Source organism: Streptacidiphilus anmyonensis (assembly GCF_000787855.1).
GTDB lineage: Bacteria > Actinomycetota > Actinomycetes > Streptomycetales > Streptomycetaceae > Streptacidiphilus > Streptacidiphilus anmyonensis.
The window spans coordinates 104,745-126,424 of the sequence record NZ_BBPQ01000011.1 but is presented as its reverse complement, the minus strand read 5'-3'; the positions used below and the strand labels follow the sequence as shown (position 1 = coordinate 126,424).

Here is a 21,680-nt window from a genome sequence, read left to right as displayed (position 1 = left end):
ACGCCGCCCTGGCTGCCGACCTGGCGCTGCCGATCGAGGAGCTGGAGCTCACGGTCCGCTCCTACAACTGCCTCAAGCGCGAGGGCATCCACACCGTGGGTGAGCTCGTCGCCCGCTCCGAGGCCGACCTGCTCGACATCCGCAACTTCGGTGCGAAGTCGATCGACGAGGTCAAGGCGAAGCTGGCCGGCATGGGCCTGGCCCTCAAGGACAGCCCGCCCGGATTCGACCCGACCGCCGCCGCGGACGCCTTCGGCGCCGACGACGACGACACGGGCTTCGCGGAGACCGAGCAGTACTGAGACTGAGGTCTCACTGATTCACCTGGGATGGGGGTACCCCCGGCCGAAGGCTGGGGGAGGGACCGCTTCGGCGGTCCCGTATTCTTGTGTGCTGTATGTCTAAGTCGTGCGGGCGCACTGCCCGTACGCCCGGTCCGGTTCCTCATACGGCCGACGCCGGATATTGAAGGAGACACCATGCCTCAGCCCGCCAAGGGTGCCCGCCTCGGCGGCGGCCCGTCCCACGAGCGTCTGCTGCTCGCCGGTCTGGCCCGTGAGCTGTTCCAGTACGGCCGCATCACCACGACGGAGGCCAAGGCCCGCCGTCTGCGTCCGTACGCGGAGAAGCTGATCACCAAGGCGAAGAAGGGTGACCTGCACAACCGCCGTGAGGTCCGCAAGGTCATCACGGACATCGCGGTTCTGCACACCCTCTTCACCGAGATCGGCCCGCGTTACGAGAACCGTCCGGGTGGCTACACCCGCATCACCAAGATCGGTACGCGCCGTGGCGACAACGCGCCCATGGCCGTCATCGAGCTGGTCGAGGGCCTGACCGTGGCCCAGGAGGCCGTCGGCGAGGCCGAGGCCGCGACCAAGGTCGCCGCGAAGACGGAGGAGACCGCGGCGGAGTAATCCTCCCGCGTGATCCACCCTTAGGGGCGCGAGGAACTGCGCGAGCAACCACCCGGTGCGGATGGTCCTGCTCGTTCGGCGAGTCACCACACACGGTGGCTTGTCGCGCGGTTCCCCGCGCCCCTAGGTGTTGCAACGTCCCACTGCCTGGAGAGTCCTGCTGTGACCTGCGAAGAAGAGCCCCGCAAGGACGGTCCCGCCGACGGGTTCGTGCGGATCCGTCTCGACCTGGCCTACGACGGCGCGGAGTTCTCCGGCTGGGCGCGGCAGAAGAACGGGCGGCGGACGGTCCAGCAGGAGCTGGAGGAGGCCATCGGCGTCGTCACACGGCGGCGCGAGATCTTCCCGCTGACGGTCGCCGGGCGCACCGACGCCGGGGTGCACGCCCGTGGTCAGGTCGCGCACGTGGACCTGCCCGCGGAGGTGTGGACGAACGAGGGCGAGAAGCTGCTGCGCCGCCTCGCCGGCCGACTGCCCGGGGACATCCGGGTGTGGCGGCTGTCGGAGGCGCCCGCCGGCTTCGACGCCCGCTTCAGCGCGGTCTGGCGGCGCTACGCCTACCGCATCTGCGACACCCAGGGCGGCGTCGACCCGCTGCGACGCGGGCATGTGCTGTGGCACGACCGGCCGTTGGACGTCGCGCTGATGAACGAGGCGGCCCGACGCCTGATCGGCGAGCACGACTTCGCGGCGTACTGCAGGAAGCGCGAGGGCGCGACGACCATCCGGGAGCTGCTGGAGTTCTCCTGGGAGCGCACCGAGGGCGACGCCCTCCTCGGCCCCGGCGTCCCCGGGCTCGTCGTGGGGACCGTCCGCGCCGACGCGTTCTGCCACAACATGGTGCGCGCCCTGGTCGGCTCCATGCTGCTCGTCGGGGGCGGCCAGCGTCCGTTGGACTTCCCCGGCGAGGTGCTCGCCGGCGGGGTGCGGAACTCCGCCGTCAACGTCGTGCGGCCGTACGGGCTGACCCTGGAGGAGGTCGGCTACCCGGCCGACGAGCTGCTCGCCGAGCGGAATCGGGCCGCCCGGCGGCTGCGGGTGCTCGGAGGAGCCGGCCTCGGGGCCCAGTCGGGCCCAGGGGGTCAGTGAGCGGCGGCGGCCTCCGCACGGCCGCGCTCGGCGAGGTTCTGGAAGGCCAGGGTGGCGAGGTCGTTGCCCGCCGCCAGGGCCACCGTGTCGTTGGTCGGGACCGGCTTGCCGTCCGGGTAGCCGGCGACGGTGAAGTAGGCGAAGCGGCCCACGGCGTTGCTGGAGATCCGGCACATCTGCTTCTGGCAGAAGGGCTTCACCGGGCCGCCGTAGAGCGATGAGATGTTGCCGGTCGCGGCGGCGGCCTTGACCGCGTTCGCCTCGGCCGCGCTGTCGAAGACGGCGATGCCGACGGTGACCTCCGTCGAGCCGTTGCCGTAGGTGGCGCGGAAGACGCCCTGGCAGCCGTTCTTGGCGAGCACGCCCGCCAGCGCCGGTGAGGCCGCGGCCGCGCACGGCGAGGTCGCTGTCAGTGCCTGCGTGTAGGAATGGCCGTTGACGGTGATGTTCTTGCCGGGGAAGAGCGTCGCCGCGCTGAGCGGCGCCTTGTCGGTGGCGGCGCTGGAGAGCAGGGTGAGCGGGTCCAGCAGGGTGGGGCTGGGCGTGGGCTGCGCGGAGGGCACCGCCGAGGGCACGGCGGAGGGCGTCGTCGGCTGGGCCGACGGGGTCGTGGGCGCCGCCGCGGTGGTGTGGTGGCTCCGGTGGCCCGGGTTGCCGCCGAGGGTCAGCGCGGCCGCGGCGCCGCCCGCCAGGACGACGACGGCCGCTCCCAGCGCGACGGTGCGGCGGCGGAAGCGGCGTCGGCGCACGGTGGTGGCGGCGTAGGGCTGGGTGAGTTCGTCGAGGTCGGGCTTGGGGGAGTCGTCCTCGGGCATGCCGGGCCGGATCGCGAAGGCCACGGCGGTCTTCGTCGCGGTGGCTCCGGGGGCGCCCTGCTGCGGTTCGGGGATCGGCGGCTCGGGGGCGCCCGGGCGGACGCGCACCGCAGTGTTCAGCGCGCTCCGCGCCGCGCTTCTCGCGGCCGCGCGCAGTCTCCCGCTGCCCGGGGCGTACTGCGTCGGTATCCGACCGTGCTGCTGCTCGCCACGGCGGGGGAGCGGCGAGCCCTGACGGCCCTCCGGCGTTCGGCCCTGCTGACCAGACCCTGTCGTCATGCGCCGGAATCGTACTGGGTGTGGGCGAGCGGGCAGAAAAACCGGTTTGCCCCCTGGGCGCCGACGGACCAACAATCGCTGCTCATGGGACACGTCGAGATCTCTCACCTGGAGTACTACCTGCCGGACGGGCGGGTGTTGTTCGGCGACGCGTCCTTCCGGGTCGGCGAGGGCGCCGCCGTCGCGCTGGTCGGGGCCAACGGCGCCGGCAAGACCACGCTGCTGCGGCTGATCGCGGGCGACCTGAAGCCGCACGGCGGCACGGTGACCGTCAGCGGCGGGCTGGGCGTGATGCGGCAGTTCGTCGGCACGACGGGCCGTGAGGCGGCGCAGCAGGACGACGGCGCGCAGGCGCCGCTGGCGCCCGACGCGTCCGTGCGCGACCTGCTGGTCTCGGTCGCCCCGGCCGAGGTGAAGAACGCCGCGCTGGCCGTGGACGCGGCCGAGTTGGCGATGATGACGCAGGACGACGAGGAGACCCAGCTCGCCTACGCCCAGGCGCTGGCCGACTGGGCGGACGCGGGCGGCTACGACTACGAGACCGTCTGGGACGTCTGCACCACCGCCGCGCTCGGCACGCCCTACGACCGGGCCCAGTGGCGGGCCCTTTCCACCCTCTCCGGCGGCGAGCAGAAGCGTCTGGTGCTGGAGGCGCTGCTGCGCGGCCCGGACCAGGTGCTGCTGCTGGACGAGCCGGACAACTACCTGGACGTGCCGGGCAAGCGCTGGCTGGAGGAGCAGCTGGGGGAGACCCGCAAGACGGTGCTGTTCATCTCGCACGACCGCGAGCTGCTGAACAACGCCGCCAAGAAGATCGTCAGCGTCGAGACGGGCGTGGACGGCAGCGAGGTCTGGGTGCACGGCGCCGGCTTCGCCACCTACCACCAGGCCCGCGAGGAGCGCTTCGCCCGGTTCGAGGAGCTGCGTCGGCGCTGGGACGAGAAGCACGCCCAGCTGAAGAAGCTGGTGGTGGAGCTGCGCGAGTTCGCGAAGCGCTCGCCCGACATGGCCTCGCGGTACTCGGCCATGCAGACCCGGCTGCGCAAGTTCGAGGAGGCCGGGCCGCCGCCGGAGCCGCCGCGCAAGCAGGCGGTGACGATGCGGCTGAAGGGCGGGCGTACCGGCGTGCGGGCGTTCACCTTCGAGAAACTGGAGCTCACCGGCCTGATGCAGCCGTTCGACCTGGAGGTCTACTACGGCGAGCGGGTCGCGGTGCTGGGCTCGAACGGCTCCGGCAAGTCGCACTTCCTGCGGCTGGTCGCCGGGGAGCCGGTCGCGCACACGGGCGCCTGGAAACTCGGCGCCCGCGTCGTCCCCGGCCATTTCGCGCAGACCCACGCCCATCCGGAGCTGCACGGCCGTACGGCCAGGGAGATCCTCGAATCCGAGCACGCGCTGGACCGCAAGGCGGCGATGAGCGTGCTGCGCCGCTATGAGCTCCATCACCAGGAGGCGGTCCGTTTCGAGAACCTCTCCGGCGGCCAGCAGGCGCGGTTGATGATCCTGCGGCTGGAGCTCTCGGGCACGACGGCCCTGCTGCTGGACGAGCCGACGGACAACCTGGACCTGGAGAGCGCCGAGGCGTTGCAGGAGGGTCTGGAGGCCTTCGACGGCACCGTGCTCGCGGTCACCCACGACCGCTGGTTCGCCCGGTCCTTCGACCGTTTCCTGGTCTTCGGGCAGGACGGGAGGGTCTACGAGGCCCCCGAGCCGGTGTGGGACGAGAAGCGCGTGGCACGCGAGCGGTGAACCGGGACGTAGACTGGTGCACAGCTTGTGGATAACCAGCGCGGCGAGTGGGCGGCGTTTTGACCCGCCCGCCGCCGTGCCGGTATTCTGCGAGTTCGTTGTGCGTATTGGCTCGCTCTATCTCACGTGAGAGGTCGGTACGCCGGTCCGCCAGGCCGATAAGCGGCGGCCCCGAAGATCCGATTGCGTCCGGATCGAGGGTGCGCAGGCTGCTCCGATCGTCCAGGTGGCCCTGTCAGGCACACACTCACTGAAAAGCGAAGGCTACGACCGTGCGTACGTACAGCCCCAAGCCCGGCGACGTCCAGCGTCAGTGGCTCGTCATTGACGCCCAGGACGTTGTCCTCGGCCGTCTGGCCTCTCAGGCCGCCTCCCTTCTGCGGGGCAAGCACAAGCCGGTGTACGCGCCGCACGTTGACATGGGTGACTTCGTCATCATCGTCAACGCGGACAAGGTGCACCTGTCCGGCAACAAGAAGACCCAGAAGATGGCCTACCGCCACTCGGGTTACCCGGGCGGTCTGCGCTCCGTGCGTTACGACGAGCTGCTGGACAAGAACCCGGAGAAGGCCGTCGAGAAGGCCATCAAGGGCATGCTCCCGAAGAACTCCCTGGGTCGTCAGATGCTCTCGAAGCTGAAGGTGTACTCGGGCGACCAGCACCCCCACGCTGCCCAGCAGCCGGTGCCGTTCGAGATCTCCCAGGTCGCTCAGTAAGACCGGCCACACCCCAAATCTGACGAGAAGAACTGAGGACAACCGTGGCCGAGACCACTGCTGAGCTCCCCCTCGAGGTCGAGGAGACCTTCGAGGTCGAGGAGACCGAGTACACCAGCGAGTCCCTTCCCTCCCGCTTCGGCGAGGCCCTGCCGGGCACCGGCCTGGGTCGCCGCAAGGAGGCGATCGCCCGCGTGCGCATCGTCCCCGGCACCGGCCAGTGGAAGATCAACGGTCGCACCCTGGAGGAGTACTTCCCCAACAAGGTGCACCAGCAGACCGTGAACGAGCCCTTCAAGATCCTTGAGCTCGACGGTCGCTACGACGTCGTCGCCCGCATCAACGGTGGCGGCATCTCCGGCCAGGCCTACGCCCTGCGCCTCGGTGTCGCCCGCGCCCTGAACGAGGCCGACGTCGACGCCAACCGCCCGGCGCTCAAGAAGGCCGGCTTCCTGACCCGTGACCCGCGTGCCGTCGAGCGCAAGAAGGCCGGTCTGAAGAAGGCCCGCAAGGCGCCGCAGTACAGCAAGCGCTAAGTTGCGCCCCGCTCCGCCGTATCGCATGGGGGAGCTGGTTTTCGCCACGCCCTGGGAGCACGGTTGTGTTCCCAGGGCGTGGTTCGTTCATACCCGGCGCTTCCCGGAAGGTTTCAGCAGTATGGGACGACTCTTTGGTACCGACGGCGTTCGCGGTCTCGCGAACGTGGATCTGACCGCGGAGATGGCGATGGGCCTGTCGGTCGCCGCCGCGCACGTGCTCGGTGATCTGGGCGCGTTCGAGGGCCACCGCCCGGTGGCCGTGGTCGGTCGGGACCCGAGGGCCTCCGGTGAGTTCCTGGAGGCCGCGGTCGTCGCCGGCCTCGCGAGCTCCGGCGTCGACGTGCTGCGTCTCGGCGTGCTGCCGACCCCGGCGGTCGCCTACCTGACGGACGCTCTGGGTGTGGACTTCGGCGTGATGCTGTCGGCCAGTCACAACCCGATGCCCGACAACGGCCTGAAGTTCCTGGCCAAGGGCGGCCACAAGCTCGACGACGCGATCGAGGAGGCCATCGAGGCGCACTACGAGCGCTTCGGCACCGAGGAGTGGTCCCGCCCGACCGGCGCCGCGGTGGGTCGCGTCCGCGACCACGAGGCCGGCCTCGACCAGTACGTCCAGCACCTGCTCGGCGCGCTGCCGAACCGTCTGGACGGCCTGAAGGTCGTCATCGACGCCGCCCACGGCGCCGCGTCGGTGGTCTCCCCCGAGGCGTTCCGCGCGGCCGGCGCGGAGGTCCTGGCCGTCATCGGCGCCGAGCCGGACGGCCTCAACATCAACGACGGCGTCGGCTCGACGCACCTCGGCCCGTTGCGCGCGGCGGTCGTCGAGCACGGTGCCGACCTCGGCATCGCCCACGACGGCGACGCCGACCGCTGCCTCGCGGTGGACCGCGAGGGCAACGAGATCGACGGCGACCAGATCCTCGCCGTGCTGGCGGTGGGCCTGCGGGAGTCGGGCGCGCTGACCAAGGACACGGTCGTGGCGACGGTCATGTCCAACCTCGGCTTCAAGCTGGCGCTGGAGCGCGAGGGCATCGACCTCGTCCAGACCGCGGTCGGCGACCGCTACGTGCTGGAGTCCATGAAGGAGCACGGGTACACGCTCGGCGGCGAGCAGTCCGGCCACGTGATCCTGCTGGACCACGCGACGACCGGCGACGGCACGCTGACCGGCCTGATGCTGGCCGCCCGCGTCGCGGCGACGGGCAAGCCGCTGGCCGAGCTGGCGGGCGTGATGACGCGGCTGCCGCAGGTCATGATCAACGTCAAGGGCGTGGACAAGGCACGGGCCGCGCAGGACGAGGCGCTGCTGGCGGCTGTCGCCGAGGCGGAGGCCGAGCTGGGCGAGACCGGCCGCGTCCTGCTGCGTCCCTCCGGGACGGAGCCGCTGGTCCGGGTCATGGTGGAGGCCGCGAACCACGAGCAGGCGCAGGCGGTCTGCGAGCGGCTCGCGGAAGTTGTTCGGCAGAGGCTCAGCTAGGCACTGTCCAGGGGCGCGAGGTTCTCGCGCAGTCCCCCGCGCCCCCGGAGAGCGCAACCCAAGGAAGGCTGCACACGTGACGCTTCGTGAAGAGTACGCAGGGCTCCAGGCCAAGGGGCTGAAGCTGGATCTGACGCGGGGCAAGCCCTCGCCCGAGCAGCTGGACCTGTCGAACCGGCTGCTGGAGCTCCCCGGGGAGGGTGACTACCTGGCGGCCGACGGGTCGGACACGCGCAACTACGGCGGGCTGACCGGGCTGCCCGAGCTGCTCGGGATCTTCTCGCCGCTGCTCGGCATCCCGCAGGGCCAGCTGCTGGCGCTCGGCAACGCCAGCCTGCAGATCATGCACGACGTCATCGCGAACGCCCTGCTCTCGCCCGTGCCCGGCGCCCCGCGCCGGTGGGTGGAGGAGGACGAGGTCGTGTTCCTGTGCCCGGTGCCCGGCTACGACCGGCACTTCGGGCTGTGCGAGCGCTTCGGCATCACGATGGTGCCGGTCGCACTGACCGGCGAGGGTCCGGACATGGACGAGGTCGAGCGGCTGGTCGCCGAGGACCCGCGGATCAAGGGCATCTGGTGCGTCCCGGCGTACAGCAACCCGTCCGGTGAGGTCTACAGCGTCGAGACCGTGCGTCGCCTCGCGGCCATGCCGACCGCCGCGCCGGACTTCCGGATCTTCTGGGACAACGCCTACGCGATCCACGACCTGACCGAGAAGCGCGCCGAGCTCGCGAACATCCTCGACGCCTGCGCGGGGGCGGGGAACCCCGACCGGGCCTTCGTCTTCGCGTCGACCTCGAAGATCACGCTGGCCGGCTCGGGCGTGGCCTTCTTCGGCTCCTCGACGGCCAACGTCGAGTGGCTGAAGGCACTGCTGTCCAAGCAGACGATCGGGCCGGACAAGGTCAACCAGCTGCGTCACGTCCGCTTCTTCGGCGACACCGAGGGCGTGCTCGCGCACATGGCCAGGCACCGCACGGTGCTGGCGCCGCGGTTCGAGACGGTCGAGCAGGTGCTGGAGCGCGAGCTCGGCGGGCTCGGCATTGCCCGCTGGAGCCGGCCCGAGGGCGGGTACTTCGTCAGCCTGGAGGTGCCGGACGGCTGCGCCGCCGAGGTCGTGCGCCTGGCGAAGGAGGCCGGCGTGGCGCTCACCCCGGCCGGTGCGGCCTTCCCGTACGGGCACGACCCGCGCGACCACCACATCCGGCTGGCGCCGAGCTACCCCTCGCTGACGGAGCTGCGCGAGGCGATGGAGGCCGTGACGCTGTGCGTGCGCCTCGCCGCCGAGGAGGCGAAGGCGCAGCGGTAACCGCGTGACAGGCAGGATCGGGATCGGATAACGTCCGCGGGCGTTATCCGATTTCGTTTACGGGGGCTGCCGCCTTGAACATTGATTTCAGCAATTCGCCCGGTTTCTCGTCCTATGTCGTCCTGCTGCTGGTCAGCGGTATCGCGATGCTGGTCATCGCCGCGCTCAATTCCAGTGGGCAGACGACCGGCTGGCGCATCTTCAATGCCGTCGTCGGGGTCGGCTTCTTCGGCTACGGCATCTACCTGGGCTTCATTTTCGGCGGTGGGACCTACATCGTCCTGTTCAAGGTCTTCATCCTGCCGCTCGCGCTGATCGTGAACTTCTTCCGGTCGATGAAGTCGCGCAGGACCGACGCGGCCGCGCCGCAGGCGTACGTCCCGGCGCAGCCGTACGACGCCGCCGCGCCGTACGCCTCGCTGCCGCAGCAGCCGGTGCCGCAGCAGACCACGGCGTACCAGCCGACGCAGTCGCAGGCCGTCCAGCCTCCGGTGCCGCAGGCCCCGCGGGGCTGAGCTAGAGCTTGCGCAGGCTGATCCGCTGGACCTTGTGGTCCGGGCCCTTGCGCAGGACCAGGTCGGCGCGGCCGCGGGTCGGGGCGACGTTCTCGACGAGGTTGGGGCGGTTGATCGTGCGCCACAGGTGGCGGGCGTAGTCGAGCGCCTCGGCCTCGGGCACCTCGGCGTAGCGCCGGAAGTAGGACTCCGGGTTCTGGAACGCCGTCTGCCGCAGCTTGCGGAAGCGCTCCAGGTACCACTTCTCGATGTCGTCCGGGCGGGCGTCGACGTAGATGGAGAAGTCGAAGAAGTCCGCCACCGCGACCCGCGTGCGCCCGTCCTGCCCCGGCAGGGCGGGCTGCAGCACGTTCAGGCCCTCGACGATGAGGATGTCCGGGCGGTGCACGGTCAGCCGGTCGTTCTCGACGATGTCGTAGACGAGGTGCGAGTAGACCGGCGCGGTGACCTCCTCCTTGCCCGACTTCACGTCGGCGACGAAGCGGGTCAGCGCGCGGCGGTCGTAGGACTCGGGGAAGCCCTTGCGCGACATCAGACCGCGGCGGCGCAGCTCGGCGTTGGGCAACAGGAAGCCGTCCGTGGTGACCAGCTCGACGCGCGGGTGCTCGGGCCAGCGGGCCAGCATGGCCTGGAGCAGGCGGGCCGTCGTGGACTTGCCGACGGCGACCGAGCCGGCGACGCCGATGACGAACGGCGTGCCGGACTGGGTGTGGGTGTGCTCGTTGCTGTCGAGGAAGTCGTTGAGTGCGCCCCTCAGCGCGCCCGTGGCCGTCACGTACAGGTTCAGCAGCCGTGACAGCGGCAGGTAGACGTCCTGGACCTCCTGCAGGTCGATGACGTCGCCGAGACCGCGCAGGCGCTCCAGCTCGGCGGCGGTCAGCGGGAGGGGTGTGCGCTCGTGGAGCGCGCTCCACTCCGCTCGGGCGAGGTCGACGAAGGGGGACGCGTCGGCGCGGCGGTGGGCTTCCAGCGTGGTGGGCACCGTCCTATTGTCTGCCGAGTCCAGGATGGTCCGCGCCGAGAGATATGTCTCAAAGCCGGCTCGCGTTCACCTCAAGACGTTGTCGAGGAACTCGCCGAGCTTCGTGTTCAGGCGCTCGATCTGCTCCTCCTGGCTGAGCGACTCCTCGAACCGCGCTCCCGGCTCGGCCTGCTTGAGGCCCCGGACGTAGAGGGAGCAGGCGAGGTCGGTGCACATGTACAGGCCGACGGAGTTGCCCTCGCGGCCGGCCTTGCCCGCGCGGCGCGCGGTCAGCAGCGAGACGCCGCTGCGGGGGTGCGTGGTCAGGCAGAGCGAGCAGAGGCTGCGCTGGAGGAAGCCGCGCTGCGGCGGCGGGAAGCGCAGGGCGAGGCCGACGGGCGAGCCGTCCGGCCGCTCGGCGACCAGCGCGCAGCGGTCGGGAGCGCCCGGATCGCGCCACCCGAGGAAGTCGAGGTCGGCGAAGGGCCGCTCGTCCAGGTCCCGCGGCAGGTACAGGCGTGCGGCCTCGCCCTTGGTGCAGTTGACGAAGGACGCGCGGATCTCGGCTTCGGTGAGCTTCTCCATGCTTCCGACGGTAGGCTTCCCTAGGAGTCCTAGGCAAACGAATAACAGCTATAGGTGGAGGGTGCTCGTTGGCACGCATGGGCCTGACCGCGGACCGGGTCGCCCGCGAGGCGGCGGATCTGGCCGACGAGGTCGGCTTCGACCGGCTCACCGTCGCCGCGGTGGCCCGCCGCGTCGGCGTCGCGGACGCCAGCCTCTACGCGCACGTCCGCAACCTCGCCGAGCTGCGGGAGCGGGTCGCGGCGCTGGCGGCGGGCGAGCTCGCGGACGCGCTCGGCGAGGCGGTGGCGGGCCGCTCCGGGCGCGCCGCGCTCCTCGCGTTCGCCGACGCCTACCGCGACTTCGCGCATGGGCATCCGGGCCGGTACGCGGCGACCCAGCTCCCGGTCGAGTCCGAGGGCGGCCTCCGCGTGGTCGCGGCGTGCGCGGCGCTGCTGCGCGGCTACGCGCTGGACGACCGCGCGCAGATCGACGCCGTGCGCCTGCTGTGCAGCACGTTCCACGGCTGGGTCACCCTGGAGGCGGCGAACCGCTTCCGCCTCGACCGGCCGATGGAGAAGTCCTGGCAGGTGGCCCTGGATCTGCTGGACGGCGCGCTCGCCGGCCTGTCCGCGCGCTGAGGCCGCGCCCAGGCGGCGGTCGGGCCGTGCTCAGGCGGCGGTCAGGCCGCGCTCAGGCCGTGTCGGTCGGGGGCCGGACGCCGGCCTGGCGGACGTCGCCCAGGCCGAGCAGGTCGAGCAGCTCCTGGCGCGGGGCCGAACGGCCCTGCGCGTAGGCCCGGTCGAACCGCCGCGCACCCAGCGCGGTGCGCGCGGCCTCGATGTTCGCGGCCAGCTCCGGGGAGGAACGATCCAGCATGCCGCGCTGGCCGTGGGCGGATCCGAGCAGGTAGGCACCGCGTTCCGGATCACTCTGACGCAGCGCCAGATCGCCGAAGCCCTGCAGGGCGGCGGCCACGATCGGCCCGTCGTAGGACTCGGCGGCGGCCCGCAGCGCCTCGGTGTGGGCGTCGGCGGCCTCGTCGAGGCGGTCGCAGGCGGCGAGGGTGAGGCCCAGCTCGGTCAGCAGCAGCGACCTCATCTGCGGCAGCCCGTTGATCCGGTTGTGCAGCAGGCCCAGCGCCTCCTCCAGGAGCGGCAGCCCCCGCTCCGGCGTGCCGGTGCGACGGTAGGCGCTCGCCAGCGCGCTGTGGGCGACCAGCAGCGGCGACCACGCGCCGTTGCTGCGCACCGCGACCACCAGTCGCTCCAACTCGGCGACGGCCTCCGCGCTCTTCGCGTCGGCGTAGCGAGCGGCGATCATCCGGGCCCGGTAGTCGGGCGCGTCGGCGTTGACGCCCATCCGCTGCTCGAAGTCGATCGCCTGCTCCCACAGCGCGACGGCCCCGTCGACGTCGCCGCGCCACAGCGCGTAGTCGGCCAGCCCGGAGCAGCAGAAGGAACGCCCCCACAGGTCGCCGACCTCGCGGAACTGGTCGGCGGCCGCGCGCAGCGTCTCCTCGGCCTCCTCGGCGCGGCCGTCGTTCTGGAGCGCGAAGCCGAGAAAGAGCCGACCGGTGGCGCGCACCCACGGGTGCGGGACGTCGAAGAGGTTCCGGGCCAGTCCGGTGACGCTCCAGTCCTGCTGTTCGAAGAGCGCGGTCATGATGTCGAGCAGCGGCAGCATCGGGTGGGCGGCCGGGTCCGGGAGGGCGTCGCGCAGGGCCTTGGCCCGATGCAGCAGGTCCAGGGTGTCCCGCAGCAGCCAGTCCGTGTCGAGGGCGTACAGGGCGGTGATGCCGGAGGCGACGGCACGCGGCAGCGCCGCGACGTCGTCGGCCGGAAGCCCCAGCGCCTGGTGCACCAGCGGCAGGTTCTCGCCCTGGTCGCCGCGCCGCCACAGGTACCAGCCCAGCCCGGCGACCAGCCGGATCGCGGTGTCCGCGTCACGCCGTTCGACCGACCAGCGCAGGGCGGCGATCAGGTCGTCCGCGGCGGCGGTGAAGGTCGCGAGCGCGGCGATCTGGCCGGAACCGTAGAGCTCAGGCTCGTTGCGTTCGGCCAGGGCCAGGTGGTGGGCGGCGTGCGCGTCCCTGGTGGCGCTGGTGGCGCCGTCCTCGTCCAGGCGCTCGGCGGCGTAGACGCGGATGGTCTCCAGCAGCCGGTAGCGGCCGGAGTCGGTGCGGACCACCAGGGACTTGTCGACCAGGGAGGCGAGCACGTCGAAGATCTGGTCCTCGGTCAGCTCCGCCGTGCCGCAGATCCGTTCCACCGCGTCGAGGCCGGCCGGGCCGGAGAAGACGGAGAGGCGGGCGAGCAGGGCGCGTTCCGGCGCCTCCAGCAGGTCCCAGCTCCAGTCGACGACGGCCCGCAGGGTGCGGTGGCGCGGCAGCGCGTCCCGGCTGCCGCCGGTCAGCAGCCGGAACCGCTGGGCCAGGCGGTCGGCGATGCCCTGCGGGTCCAGGGACCGCATCCGAGCGGCGGCCAGCTCGATCGCGAGCGGCTGGCCGTCGAGCGCGCGGCAGATCGTCACGACGGTGGCCAGTTCGCCGCCGGTCGGCGTCCAGCCCGGACGTACGGCGACGGCGCGGTCGAGGAAGAGCCGGACGGCCGGGTATCCGGCGGGGTCGTCGCCGAGGGGGACGCCGGAGTCGACGGGCTCGTCGGCCGGCAGCGCGAGCGGCGGCACCGGCCGCAACTGCTCGCCGGTGATGGCCAGCGGCTCCCGGCTGGTGGCGAGGATCCGCAGATGCGGGCAGGCGGCGAGCAGCCGCGCGGAGAGCGCGGCGGCCGCGTCGATCAGATGCTCGCAGTTGTCGAGGATCAGCAGCAGCTCGGTCGCGCCGATCGCGTTGATCAGCCGCTCCATGACGTCCGCCGGGTTGCCGCCCGGGAGCGCGCGGGCCGGGACGGGCTCGCGCCAGTGCAGCGTCGCCGCCACCGTGCCGGGGAGGTCGGCCGCGTCCCTGACCGGGGCCAGCTCGACGAGGCGCAGCGGGGTGGCGTGGCTGCGGGCGGACTCGACGGCCAGCCGGGTCTTGCCCGCCCCGCCGGGGCCGATGAGGGTGACCAGCCGCGAGGAGGCGAGGTCCGCTCGCACGGCGGCGAGCTCGGTGTCGCGGCCGAGGAAGCTGGTCAGCGCGGCGGGCAGAGTGTGTCGGCTCGGCCCGCCCGGCTCACCCCGCCCGGGTTGACTGTCCGGCTCACCCCGCCAGCCCTGCGCGGTCTGCCCGGCCTGCTCCGCCTGCCGGCCGACCGGTTCCGGCTGCCGGGGCCCGGCCGGGGGACCGGCGAGGACCGCGAGGTGCGCGTCCCTGAGCAGCGGGGACGGATCGGCGCCCAGCTCCTCGGCGAGGACCGCGCGGGCCTGCTCGTACTCGGCGAGCGCCTCCGCGCCCCGCCCCGCCTGGTGCAGCGCGCGCATCAGCTGCGCACGCGGGCGCTCGCGCAGCGGCTCGGCGGCGACGGCCGCGCGCAGCGCAGGGATGTGCGGCGCGCCGTTCCCGGCGGCGAGGTCGGCGTCGACCACCTCGTCCTTCGCGGACCGCCACAGGGACAGCAGCCGCAGCACCTCGTCGGGGTGGCCGGGCAGGTCCGGCTCGCCGCGCCACAGGGCCAGCGCGCGGCGGTGCTCCCCGGCCTGGAGCAGCCGGGAGAACTGCGTCAGGTCCGTGTCGAGGCCCAGCCGGTAGCCGGCCGGGGTGAGCTCGACCGCGTCGCGGCCGAGCGCGCCGCGCAGTCGGGAGGCCAGGGCCTGGACGGCGTTGGCGGGGTTGGCGGGCGGCGCGTCGGGCCAGAGGGTCTCCGTCAGGGCGCCCACCGAGACGGGCCTGCCGCCGGTCAGCGCGAGGGCGACGAGCAGGGTGCGGAGCCGCTCGCCCTTCAGGTCGACGGCCACGCCGTCGGGGCCGGTGAGGGACATAGGGCCGAGCAATCGAATCCGCACGGGCCCCATTGTGCCGGGAGGGTCCGGCATCAACCGATCGGTTGATGCGGCCCTCAACCGAAAAGCTCGCCGGGATGACCCGACGGTCGATCCGCGGCGGGCCCCTGACGCGGGAGTGTGGAGCCGTACCGGGAACCGACGAGGGGAGCGAGGCCGTGGCGGTCATCGAGGTGGAGCGCCTGCACAAGCGCTACGGGGACGACGTGGCCGTCCACGAGGTCTCGTTCGAGGTCGAGCGGGGGGAGATCTTCGGGATCCTGGGGCCCAACGGCGCCGGGAAGACCACGACGGTCGAGTGCCTCTCCGGGCTCCGCAGGCGCGACGGGGGACGCGTCTCGGTGCTCGGCCTCGATCCGGTGGCCGAGCGTGACGCGCTGCGGCAGGTACTCGGCGTACAGCTTCAGCACAGCGCGCTGCCCGAACGGCTGAGGGTCCGTGAGGCGCTGGAGCTGTACGCCTCCTTCTACCGGCAGCCGGCCGACATCGGCGAGCTGCTGTCCCGCCTCGGGCTGACGGAGAAGGCCGGCACGGCCTACAAGAAGCTCTCCGGAGGCCAGCAGCAGCGGCTCGCCATCGCCCTGGCGATGGTCGGCAGCCCGCAGGTGGTGGTGCTGGACGAACTGACGACGGGCCTGGACCCGCACGCCCGCCGGGCCACCTGGGAGATGGTCGAGCAGGTCCGTGACGCCGGGGTCACCGTGCTGCTGGTCACGCACTTCATGGAGGAGGCCGAGCGGCTCTGCGACCGGGTCGCCCTGATCGACGCGGGCCGGGTGGTGGCCGTCGACACGCCCGCCGGGCTCGCCGCCCGCGCCGGGCGCGAGCAGCGGATGCGGTTCCGTCCCTCCGCGCCGCTGGAGGACGCGGCGCTGCTCGCGCTTCCCGAGGTGACGCAGGTGCTGCGTCACGGCCCGAAGGTCGAGGTCGTCGGCACCGGGAACCTGCTGCACGCCGTCACCGCGCTGCTGGCCCGGCGTCAGATCATCGCCGGCGACCTCCGGGTCGAGCAGGCCAGCCTCGACGACGCGTTCGTCTCCCTGACCACCCACACCACCACCTCTGGAGCCACGTCATGACCACGGCCCTGCCCACCGGCGCGAACCCGGCCGCGCGGCCCGCCCTCGGGATGACCCGCAAGGGCTTCCGCAGGCTCACCGTCACCCAGGCCAGGCTGCTGCTGCGCGAGCCCGCCGCGCTGGCCTGGCTTCTGGTGCCCGTCGTGCTCGTGGTCGTGCTGGGGAGCGTCCCCGGCTTCCGCACCCCGCAGGCCTCGCTCGGCGGGCAGCGGGTCATCGACGTCTACGTGCCGACCTGCGCCTCGATGGTGCCGCTCTTCCTCGCACTGACCGCGCTGCCGATGACCCTGGCCGCCTACCGCGAGAAGGACGTGCTGCGCCGGCTCTCGGTCAGCCCGGTGCCGGCGGCCGGGGTGCTCGGGGCACTGGTCGCTGTGATCGCCGTGGTGGCGACCGTCGGGGTGGCGCTGGTGACCGCGATCGGAGCGCTGGTCTTCGATGTCCCGGCCCCGGCCCACCCGGTGGCCGTGGTCGCGGGGTTCGTCCTGGGCGGCGCGGCGGTGCTGGCGCTCGGCCTGGTGGTGGCGGCGCGGGCGCGCACCGGGGCCGTCGCCAGCGGGCTGGGTGTGCCGCTGATGGTGCTGAACTTCTTCGCCAGCGGCCTGTACGTCCCGATCGCCGAACTCCCGCACACGCTTCAGCAGGTCTGCGCGGCGATCCCCTTCGGGGCGGTGACGGCCGTCTGGTCGGGGCAGGGCGTGCTCTGGCAGCACCTGCTGGTGCTCGTGGGGTGGACTGTGGCGGGCTCCGTGGTGGCGGTGCGCTGGTTCAGGTGGGAGTGAGGGAGCCGGGAGCGTGGATGATGATCGCCGTGACTGCCAATCCTGAGACGACGGGGACACCCGGGCCCGAGAGCGGCTCGCTGGGCCGCGAGGACGAGAACCGGCCGCACCGGGTCCTGGGCTGGATCCCGTACCTCGGGCTCGCGGTCGCGATCATGCTCGCGCTGGTGGCCGGCCGGGTCGAGGGCTCGCGGGTGGTGGTGATGCTCGGGCTGTCCGCGCTCGCGGCCGTGTGGCAGTGCACGATGCACGTCCCGGTCGCGGACCGGGAGCGGCGGCAGGTCAAGGCGGTGGTCTTCTATGTCGGCCTGGTGGCGCTCATCGCTTCGCTGGTGACGGTCAGCCCGTTCTTCGGCTTCTTCGCCTTCTCCGGCTACCTGCAGATCGGCCTGCTGCCGCGACGGCTCTGGCCGCCCGCGATCGCGGTCGTCGCCGGGCTGGTCGCGACCACGCAGGTCGGCGGCGTGCAGAACATCGTCCACGGGCTGCTCGCGCCGTTTCTCGGGTTGGTGGTGGTCAACGTCCTGGTCGCGGGCGTGGTCACCTACCAGAGTCTGGAGGAGGACCAGCGAAGCCACCGTCGCGCCCGGCACATCGACGAGCTGGCGGAGGCCAACCGGCGGCTGCGCGAGGCGCTCGAGGAGAACGCGGGGCTGCACGCCCAGCTCGTCGCACAGGCTCGGGAGGCGGGGGTGATGGACGAGCGGCAGCGGATGGCAGGGGAGATCCACGACACCATCGCCCAGGGCCTGACCGGCATCGTCACCCAGTTGGAGGCCGCCGCGCACGCCGACCACGACCCGGAGCGCCGCGCCCGGCATCGTGACCTCGCCCGCCGGTTGGCCAAGGAGAGCCTGGCCGAGGCCCGGCGTTCGGTGCAGGCCTTGCGTCCCGGCCCGCTCGCCGAGGCGCAACTCCCCGAGGCGGTGCGGGAGATGGCCGACCGCTGGGCGCAGACCTCGGGTCTGCCGGTCCGGGTGGAGGTGACCGGCGGTCCGGTGCCGCTGCTGCCGGCCGTGGAGGTGGTGCTCTTCCGGGTGGCGCAGGAGGGGCTGGCCAACATCGCCAAGCACGCCGCGGCGAGCCGGGCGGGCGTGACCCTCTCCTACACCGACGAGGTGGTCCTGCTCGACGTGGTGGACGACGGCGTGGGCTTCCGCCCGGGTGCGGGCGGCGGTGAGAGTTACGGGCTGACCGCGATGCGGCAGCGGTTGCGTCAGATAGGCGGCTCGCTGGAGATCGAGAGTTCCCCGGGCGAGGGCACCGCGCTGAGCGCCCAGGCGCCGGTCGCGGGGCCGGAGCAGGGGTTCGAGCCGGGGCTGGAACTGGAGCCTGAGTCGGTGCCGGAGCCGGGGTTCGAGCCGGGGCCGGAACTGGAGCCGACGGCGGCCGGGTCGCCGGTGGCGCGGCCGGGGGAGAATGACGCGTGACCATTCGTCTGCTCATCGTCGACGACCATCCGATCGTGCGGGACGGCCTGCGCGGCATCTTCGACCAGGACCCGGACTTCGAGGTGGTCGGTGAGGCTGGGGACGGGGCGGAGGGCGTCGAGCGGGCGCTCGCCCTGAAGCCGGACGTGGTCTTGCTGGACCTGAGGATGCCCGGTATGGGCGGCGTCGAGGCGATCCGTCGGCTGCGCGAACGCGCGCCCGAGATCCGGGTGCTGGTGGTCACCACCTACGACAGCGACGCCGACGTGCTGCCCGCCGTGGAGGCGGGTGCGACGGGCTACCTGCTGAAGGACGCCCCGCGCGAGGAGTTGGTCCGCGCGGTGCGGGCCGCCCACCAGGGGCAGGCCGTGCTCGCGCCGAGCGTCGCGCAGAAGCTGCTCGGCCACGTCTCGAGGTCGGTCGGCCGCACGCCCGCGCCGGAGCCGTCCACCACGCTGACCGACCGCGAGCTGGAGATCCTTCGCCTGGTCGCGTCGGGGGCCGGCAACAAGGAGGCCGCGAAGCGGCTCTTCATCAGCGAGGCGACGGTCAAGACGCACCTGCTCCACCTGTACGGCAAGCTCGGCGTGCGGGACCGGGCGGCGGCGGTGTCCGTCGGCTATCAGCGCGGCCTGCTGGGCTGACCGGCTGATACGACGTCACGTTCGGCCACTCAACGCCTCTTTGTCTAGGCTTGTCCGCAATGTCCCTTGTAAGTCTGTGAGCCTCGTCGCATTATCGGCCGACGAGCGGAGGCGAGGGCTCCGCGAGCGGGCCTTAAGCTGGGGCGATGTGCGGAATCGTTGGTTACGTGGGCGGGCAGCCCGCCCTGGACGTCGTCCTGTCCGGGCTGCGGCGTCTGGAGTACCGGGGATACGACTCGGCCGGTGTGGCCGTGCAGACCCCCGAAGGCGACCTCGCGGTCGCGAAGAAGGCCGGAAAGCTCGCCAATCTTGAGGCGCTGCTCGCCGAGACCCCCCTGGCCCCCGGCACGGTCGGGATAGGTCACACCCGGTGGGCCACCCACGGCGGTCCGACCGACGCCAACGCCCACCCCCACGTGGGCGGCGCGGGCAGGGTCGCGGTGGTGCACAACGGGATCATCGAGAACTTCGCCCGGCTGCGCCTGGAGCTGACCGAGCGCGGCCACGTGCTCACCTCCGAGACCGACACCGAGGTCGTCGCGCACCTGCTGGCCGAGGCCGTCGACGCGCAGCGGGCAGGCGGCGCGGAGCTGGACCTCGCCGAGGCCATGCGCAGCGTCTGCCGGCAGCTGGACGGCGCGTTCACGCTGGTCGCCGAGCACGCCGACGCCCCCGGTGTCGTCGTCGGCGCCCGCCGCAACTCGCCGCTGGTCGTCGGCGTCGGCGAGGGCGAGAACTTCCTCGCCTCCGACGTGGCCGCCTTCATCGCGCACACCCGCCAGGCCATCGAGCTCGGCCAGGATCAGGTCGTCGAGCTGCGCCGCGAGGGCGTCACCGTCACCGACTTCCACGGCAAGCCCGGCGACTTCCGCGAGTACCACGTGGACTGGGACGCCTCCGCCGCCGAGAAGGGCGGCTACGACTACTTCATGCTCAAGGAGATCGCCGAGCAGCCGAAGGCCGTCGCCGACACCCTTCTCGGCCGCATCGGCACCGACGGTCGGCTCACCCTCGACGAGCTGCGCATCGACGACCAGGTCCTGCGCGAGATCGACAAGGTCGTCATCGTCGCCTGCGGCACCGCCTTCCACGCCGGCCTCATCGCCAAGTACGCGATCGAGCACTGGACCCGCATCCCCTGCGAGGTCGAGGTCGCCTCGGAGTTCCGCTACCGCGACCCGATCATGGACGCGCAGACCCTGGTCATCGCCATCTCCCAGTCCGGCGAGACCATGGACACCCTCATGGCGCTGCGTCACGCCCGTGAGCAGGGCGCCAAGGTGCTGGCCATCTGCAACACCAACGGCTCCACGATTCCGCGCGAGTCCGACGCCGTCCTCTACACCCACGCCGGCCCCGAGGTCGCCGTCGCCTCCACCAAGGCGTTCCTGACCCAGCTGGTCGCCTGCTACCTGGTCGCCCTGTACCTGGGTCAGGTCCGCGGCACCAAGTGGGGCGACGAGATCTTCGAGGTCATCCACCAGCTCGCCGACGCCCCGCGCCAGGTGGAGCAGGTGCTGGAGACCATGGAGCCGGTCCGCGAGCTGGCCCGCTCGCTGGCCGACGCCAAGTCCGTCCTGTTCCTCGGCCGCCACGTGGGCTACCCGGTGGCGCTGGAGGGCGCGCTCAAGCTCAAGGAGCTCGCCTACATGCACGCCGAGGGCTTCGCGGCGGGCGAGCTGAAGCACGGTCCGATCGCGCTGATCGAGGAGGGCCTGCCGGTCGTCGTGGTCGTCCCGTCGCCGCGCGGCCGCTCGGTGCTGCACGACAAGATCGTCTCCAACATCCAGGAGATCCGCGCCCGCGGCGCCCGCACCCTGGTCATCGCGGAGGAGGGCGACGAGGCGGTCGTCCCGTACGCCGACCACCTGGTGCGCATCCCGCAGACGCCGACGCTGCTCCAGCCGCTGGTCGCGACGGTTCCGCTGCAGGTCTTCGCCTGCGAGCTGGCCACGGCCAAGGGCCACGAGGTCGACCAGCCGCGCAACCTGGCCAAGTCGGTGACGGTCGAGTAGACCGTCCCTGACAGAGTGGGGTCCGGACGCACCGCGCGTCCGGACCCCTTTCGCGTTCTTTGGGAGCAGTCCAATGATCATCGGAGTCGGCATCGACGTCGCGGAGATCAGCCGCTTCGAGGAGTCGCTGAGGCGCACCCCCGCGATGGCCGCCCGCCTCTTCACCCCCGACGAGCTGGTGCTGCCGAGCGGGGAGCGGCGCGGCGTCGCCTCGCTCGCCGCCCGGTTCGCCGCGAAGGAGGCCCTGGCCAAGGCCCTCGGCGCGCCCGGCAACCTGGAGTGGACCGACGCCGAGGTCCGCACCGAGTCCACCGGCCGCCCGGTGCTGACCGTGCGCGGCACGGTCGCCGCCTGCGCGGCACGCCTGGGCGTGAAGACGTGGCATCTCTCCCTCAGTCACGACGCGGGCGTAGCGTCGGCGGTGGTGATCGCCGAGGGGTGAGGCTCCAAGGCCTCGAAGGAGCGGGCAGGCATGCGTCGAGCACATGCGGTGGAGTGGGTCCGGGCGGCCGAGGGCGAGCTGATGGCCCGTCTGCCCGAGGGGACGCTGATGCAGCGGGCGGCGGCGGGCCTCGCCGCGACCTGTGCGGAGCTGCTGCGCGAGGGCGTGCCCGGTCGCGTCTACGGCAGCCGGGTGCTGGTCGTGGCGGGCAGCGGCGACAACGGCGGCGACGCGCTCTACGCCGGCGCGCGACTGGCCCGGCGCGGCGCGCGGGTGCGGGCGGCGCTGCTCGCACCGGAGCACGCCCACGCGGGCGGCCTGGCGGCGCTGCTGGCGGCGGGCGGCCGGGTGACGGACGATCCGGCGGACGCCGAGGGCGCGGACCTGGTCCTCGACGGGATCGTCGGCATCGGCGG

At 72.4% G+C, this 21,680-nt stretch carries 21 protein-coding genes; 17 read left to right on the top strand and 4 right to left on the bottom strand.

Annotated features, from left to right (window positions below; translation table 11 throughout):
• The 3 genes from TR50_RS13885 to truA all read left to right on the top strand — a co-directional run.
• On the top strand, positions 1–302 hold a 302-nt coding region (locus TR50_RS13885; protein WP_042389334.1), incomplete at its 5' end, for a DNA-directed RNA polymerase subunit alpha C-terminal domain-containing protein.
• 177 nt (positions 303–479) lie between these two features.
• Complete coding sequence (gene rplQ, locus TR50_RS13880; RefSeq protein WP_042420240.1) at positions 480–917, top strand: 50S ribosomal protein L17; 438 nt, start codon at positions 480–482, stop codon at positions 915–917.
• A 162-nt stretch (positions 918–1,079) separates the two neighbouring features.
• The gene (gene truA / locus TR50_RS13875) at positions 1,080–2,006 is read left to right on the top strand and encodes a tRNA pseudouridine(38-40) synthase TruA (RefSeq protein ID WP_042420237.1); all 927 of its coding nucleotides are present in this window, start codon (positions 1,080–1,082) and stop codon (positions 2,004–2,006) included.
• Here truA and TR50_RS13870 read toward each other — a convergent pair.
• Complete coding sequence (locus TR50_RS13870) at positions 2,000–3,100, bottom strand: hypothetical protein (RefSeq protein WP_152648392.1); 1,101 nt, start codon at positions 3,098–3,100, stop codon at positions 2,000–2,002. The two genes, truA and TR50_RS13870, sit on opposite strands and share 7 nt — an antisense overlap.
• An 84-nt stretch (positions 3,101–3,184) precedes the next feature.
• Between TR50_RS13870 and TR50_RS13865 the strand changes: the two genes are divergently transcribed.
• From TR50_RS13865 to TR50_RS42520, 6 genes are all read left to right on the top strand, one after another.
• Positions 3,185–4,849: an ABC-F family ATP-binding cassette domain-containing protein gene (locus TR50_RS13865; RefSeq protein ID WP_042420234.1), complete on the top strand. Its 1,665-nt coding sequence runs from the start codon at positions 3,185–3,187 to the stop codon at positions 4,847–4,849.
• 272 nt (positions 4,850–5,121) lie between these two features.
• Entirely contained in the window at positions 5,122–5,565 is a 444-nt protein-coding gene (rplM, locus tag TR50_RS13860; RefSeq protein ID WP_042420232.1) for a 50S ribosomal protein L13, read from the top strand.
• Positions 5,566–5,609: 44 nt separating this feature from the next.
• Complete coding sequence (rpsI, locus tag TR50_RS13855) at positions 5,610–6,101, top strand: 30S ribosomal protein S9 (RefSeq protein ID WP_042420229.1); 492 nt, start codon at positions 5,610–5,612, stop codon at positions 6,099–6,101.
• A 121-nt stretch (positions 6,102–6,222) separates the two neighbouring features.
• Positions 6,223–7,581: a phosphoglucosamine mutase gene (gene glmM / locus TR50_RS13850; protein ID WP_042420226.1), complete on the top strand. Its 1,359-nt coding sequence runs from the start codon at positions 6,223–6,225 to the stop codon at positions 7,579–7,581.
• A gap of 76 nt (positions 7,582–7,657) precedes the next feature.
• Positions 7,658–8,890: an aspartate aminotransferase type Ic gene (locus tag TR50_RS13845; RefSeq protein ID WP_042420224.1), complete on the top strand. Its 1,233-nt coding sequence runs from the start codon at positions 7,658–7,660 to the stop codon at positions 8,888–8,890.
• Positions 8,891–8,964: 74 nt separating this feature from the next.
• Complete coding sequence (locus tag TR50_RS42520) at positions 8,965–9,405, top strand: hypothetical protein (protein ID WP_152648391.1); 441 nt, start codon at positions 8,965–8,967, stop codon at positions 9,403–9,405.
• 1 nt (position 9,406) lies between these two features.
• On the opposite strand, the gene coaA is transcribed toward TR50_RS42520, so the two are convergent.
• Together coaA and TR50_RS13830 are read right to left on the bottom strand one after the other, a co-directional pair.
• Complete coding sequence (gene coaA, locus TR50_RS13835) at positions 9,407–10,387, bottom strand: type I pantothenate kinase (protein ID WP_042420221.1); 981 nt, start codon at positions 10,385–10,387, stop codon at positions 9,407–9,409.
• A 66-nt stretch (positions 10,388–10,453) separates the two neighbouring features.
• On the bottom strand, positions 10,454–10,951 hold the full coding sequence (locus tag TR50_RS13830; protein ID WP_042420218.1) for an FBP domain-containing protein: 498 nt from the start codon (positions 10,949–10,951) through the stop codon (positions 10,454–10,456).
• Positions 10,952–11,028: 77 nt separating this feature from the next.
• Between TR50_RS13830 and TR50_RS13825 the strand changes: the two genes are divergently transcribed.
• A complete protein-coding gene (locus TR50_RS13825; protein ID WP_369405736.1) occupies positions 11,029–11,571 on the top strand; it encodes a TetR/AcrR family transcriptional regulator in 543 nt (180 codons plus the stop codon).
• A 52-nt stretch (positions 11,572–11,623) separates the two neighbouring features.
• On the opposite strand, the gene TR50_RS13820 is transcribed toward TR50_RS13825, so the two are convergent.
• Entirely contained in the window at positions 11,624–14,875 is a 3,252-nt protein-coding gene (locus TR50_RS13820; protein ID WP_042420367.1) for an AfsR/SARP family transcriptional regulator, read from the bottom strand.
• Between the two features lie 155 nt (positions 14,876–15,030).
• On the opposite strand from TR50_RS13820, the gene TR50_RS13815 reads away from it, so the two are divergent.
• From TR50_RS13815 to TR50_RS13785, 7 genes are all read left to right on the top strand, one after another.
• Entirely contained in the window at positions 15,031–15,951 is a 921-nt protein-coding gene (locus tag TR50_RS13815) for an ABC transporter ATP-binding protein (RefSeq protein WP_042420211.1), read from the top strand.
• A complete protein-coding gene (locus TR50_RS13810; RefSeq protein WP_052440981.1) occupies positions 15,948–16,733 on the top strand; it encodes an ABC transporter permease in 786 nt (261 codons plus the stop codon). The genes TR50_RS13815 and TR50_RS13810 overlap by 4 nt, the downstream gene beginning before the upstream one ends.
• Positions 16,734–16,762: 29 nt before the next feature.
• Positions 16,763–18,163 (top strand): sensor histidine kinase, encoded by a 1,401-nt coding sequence (locus TR50_RS13805; RefSeq protein WP_236654405.1) that lies wholly within the window; start codon positions 16,763–16,765, stop codon positions 18,161–18,163.
• Positions 18,160–18,807: a response regulator gene (locus tag TR50_RS13800; protein ID WP_042420209.1), complete on the top strand. Its 648-nt coding sequence runs from the start codon at positions 18,160–18,162 to the stop codon at positions 18,805–18,807. The genes TR50_RS13805 and TR50_RS13800 overlap by 4 nt, the downstream gene beginning before the upstream one ends.
• Before the next feature lie 146 nt (positions 18,808–18,953).
• Positions 18,954–20,822 carry a glutamine--fructose-6-phosphate transaminase (isomerizing) gene (gene glmS, locus TR50_RS13795; RefSeq protein ID WP_084700223.1) on the top strand — a complete coding sequence of 623 codons (1,869 nt, stop codon included), beginning with the start codon at positions 18,954–18,956 and terminating at the stop codon, positions 20,820–20,822.
• Between the two features lie 73 nt (positions 20,823–20,895).
• Positions 20,896–21,264 carry a holo-ACP synthase gene (locus tag TR50_RS13790; RefSeq protein WP_042420201.1) on the top strand — a complete coding sequence of 123 codons (369 nt, stop codon included), beginning with the start codon at positions 20,896–20,898 and terminating at the stop codon, positions 21,262–21,264.
• 30 nt (positions 21,265–21,294) lie between these two features.
• On the top strand, positions 21,295–21,680 hold a 386-nt coding region (locus TR50_RS13785; protein ID WP_304941201.1), incomplete at its 3' end, for an NAD(P)H-hydrate epimerase.

What these genes read in the sequence shown, in the direction of transcription:
- rplQ (WP_042420240.1), top strand. Translation starts at nt 480, where the DNA reads ATGCCTCAGCCCGCCAAGGGTGCCCGCCTCGGCGGCGGCCCGTCCCAC.
- TR50_RS13870 (WP_152648392.1), bottom strand. Translation starts at nt 3,100, where the DNA reads ATGACGACAGGGTCTGGTCAGCAGGGCCGAACGCCGGAGGGCCGTCAG.
- TR50_RS13865 (WP_042420234.1), top strand. Translation starts at nt 3,185, where the DNA reads ATGGGACACGTCGAGATCTCTCACCTGGAGTACTACCTGCCGGACGGG.
- glmM (WP_042420226.1), top strand. Translation starts at nt 6,223, where the DNA reads ATGGGACGACTCTTTGGTACCGACGGCGTTCGCGGTCTCGCGAACGTG.
- TR50_RS13830 (WP_042420218.1), bottom strand. Translation starts at nt 10,951, where the DNA reads ATGGAGAAGCTCACCGAAGCCGAGATCCGCGCGTCCTTCGTCAACTGC.
- TR50_RS13825 (WP_369405736.1), top strand. Translation starts at nt 11,029, where the DNA reads ATGGGCCTGACCGCGGACCGGGTCGCCCGCGAGGCGGCGGATCTGGCC.
- TR50_RS13810 (WP_052440981.1), top strand. Translation starts at nt 15,948, where the DNA reads ATGACCACGGCCCTGCCCACCGGCGCGAACCCGGCCGCGCGGCCCGCC.
- glmS (WP_084700223.1), top strand. Translation starts at nt 18,954, where the DNA reads ATGTGCGGAATCGTTGGTTACGTGGGCGGGCAGCCCGCCCTGGACGTC.
- TR50_RS13790 (WP_042420201.1), top strand. Translation starts at nt 20,896, where the DNA reads ATGATCATCGGAGTCGGCATCGACGTCGCGGAGATCAGCCGCTTCGAG.